General features: G+C 58.9%; 3 protein-coding genes and 1 pseudogene. All 4 read left to right on the top strand.

Annotated features, from left to right (window positions below; genetic code table 11):
* Positions 1-285, top strand: a pseudogene (locus H9627_RS14290) (hypothetical protein); the annotation flags it as partial.
* Between the two features lie 2 nt (positions 286-287).
* Positions 288-521: a hypothetical protein gene (locus H9627_RS14070; RefSeq protein ID WP_191734640.1), complete on the top strand. Its 234-nt coding sequence runs from the start codon at positions 288-290 to the stop codon at positions 519-521.
* A gap of 3 nt (positions 522-524) precedes the next feature.
* Entirely contained in the window at positions 525-1,424 is a 900-nt protein-coding gene (locus H9627_RS14065) for a major capsid protein (protein WP_191734639.1), read from the top strand.
* Between the two features lie 26 nt (positions 1,425-1,450).
* Positions 1,451-1,831 carry a DUF2190 family protein gene (locus H9627_RS14060; RefSeq protein ID WP_191734638.1) on the top strand — a complete coding sequence of 127 codons (381 nt, stop codon included), beginning with the start codon at positions 1,451-1,453 and terminating at the stop codon, positions 1,829-1,831.
* The last annotated feature ends 50 nt before the right edge of the window (positions 1,832-1,881 follow it).

Genomic DNA, 1,881 nt, shown 5'->3' with positions numbered 1-1,881 from the left:
TCTCCACTTGGAGACGGTGCCCCGGCTTTAGGCCATGTTGAAAACATTCGGCTCGCTGATGCTGGCAACACCCTACGTGGTGACCTCGTAGACGTACCCGCATGGCTCGCAGAGATCATGGTCACCTCGTATCCACAACGCAGCATTGAAGCAACATTCAACTTCCACACCAATTCTGTGACTCACCGTTTCGTGCTCACCGGCTTGGCTCTCCTTGGGGCCTCGTGGCCAGCGGTCACCGATCTTGAATCCCTAAAGTCCCTTTACGAACGAAAGGCGGCCTAACCATGGCACCTAGAATCATTCCCCTTCCAACGGCAGCACTACAGCAGTTCTTCCCCAACGATGAACACCTCAACCCATCCATCGATGGGATTGTCTACACCCTCGAGAACCCGCACGCCTTCGGCGGCAACGTTCCCGCCTATGAAGATCCGGCTCACCTGGCCGCATGGCTCCATGGCTTCGCCACGATGAACAACCTCATCATCGAACAGACCGACCTCGAGAAGGGAAACTAACCCATGTCATCTTTCTACCCCGCATCCGCAGAGCTGAACAACGGTGTCCTATCCGTCGATCAGGCCCTTAACGATCCAACGATCATTGAACAGCGCGTCGCTGAACTCGCAGAGAAGAACCTCATCGTTGACAGCGTCTTCGCCCAGGGCGGTGAAGTATCCGGAGGCACCGTGATTTATTCCAAGATCACCGAGAAGCACCTCTTTGCCGATAACGATGTCGCGGACCGCCAGCCCGGTGATGAATACCCGGTGCTCTACTCCACCCGCCCGGAATCCCAGCTCGCCCGCGTGATGGACTTCGGCGGCAAGTTCGCCACCTCCCATGAAGCCCGTAAGCGTAACCAGTCCATTGACTTCGACAACGACGTCACCCGCCTGGCTAACACCATCAGCCGCAAACTCAACCAGCGCGCCATTGAAACCATCGACGCTGCTATCACCGCAGGCGATGTGGTGGAACTCGGCTCAACCGCAGGGTGGGACAACATCATCCTCGACGGTGCCCCCGACACCATCACCGCCCCGCAGGAACGCCCAACGGCTGATCTCGCAAAGATCATCGCCCACGCGGACAACCTCGACATGGGCATCGTGTATAAGAAGCTGCTGGTCCACCCCGACACCCGCGCCAATCTCCGTATCGCCTACGGCACCAACATGAACGCCATGCTTTCTGACTTCGGCCTCGAGCTGGTCAGTTCCAACCAGATGCCCTTCAACGAGGCATATCTCGTTGACCCTGCCCAGGCCGGCTTCATCCGATACGAGGAGGGCCTGACTGTCACCAACTGGGACGACCCGGAGCACCGACAGACCTGGACCCAGGGTTGGTGTATGCCCGTCATGGGGATCACTACCCCCGCTGCTATCGGTGTCATTCGTGGCATCGTCGGACCATAACCACACCTCGAGAAAGGAAAACACCCATGTATCAGAACATCATGCAGGACCGTTTCAAGCCCGGAACTGACCTGACCGCAGTAGCCAACTCCGCCATCGTCGGTAAGACCTTCACCGCCTATGCTGGCCCCCTCAAGGGCGGCAACATCGTGGTTGGACCAGCCACCGCAGGCACCGCCACCGCAGGTGTAGCCAAGTACGACGCTAAGGCCGGTGCCCTCGTTGGTATCGCCCGTGGATCTGCACGTGTGGTCACCGTGACCGCAGGGGCCGGCATCACCGTTGGCACCGCCGTGGAAGTCGGACCCGGAGGTAAAGCCATCCCAGCCACCACCGGCGTGATCGTCGGTTACGCCATTGACGATGCAGACACCGACACTGACGCCCTGATCTCACTGGCCAACTAAGGAGCAATCATGACCACCCCAGATCGCCCCCTGAACCAGAAGATCACCCT

This window comes from Corynebacterium gallinarum (assembly GCF_014837045.1).
In the GTDB taxonomy this organism is placed as follows: domain Bacteria; phylum Actinomycetota; class Actinomycetes; order Mycobacteriales; family Mycobacteriaceae; genus Corynebacterium; species Corynebacterium gallinarum.
The sequence above is the reverse complement of the archived record's forward strand: the minus strand, read 5'-3'. Positions and strand labels throughout refer to the sequence as shown.

Excerpts from the sequence above, each read along its gene's own strand:
- H9627_RS14065 (WP_191734639.1), top strand. The coding sequence starts at position 525 with ATGTCATCTTTCTACCCCGCATCCGCAGAGCTGAACAACGGTGTCCTA.
- H9627_RS14070 (WP_191734640.1), top strand. The coding sequence starts at position 288 with ATGGCACCTAGAATCATTCCCCTTCCAACGGCAGCACTACAGCAGTTC.
- H9627_RS14060 (WP_191734638.1), top strand. The coding sequence starts at position 1,451 with ATGTATCAGAACATCATGCAGGACCGTTTCAAGCCCGGAACTGACCTG.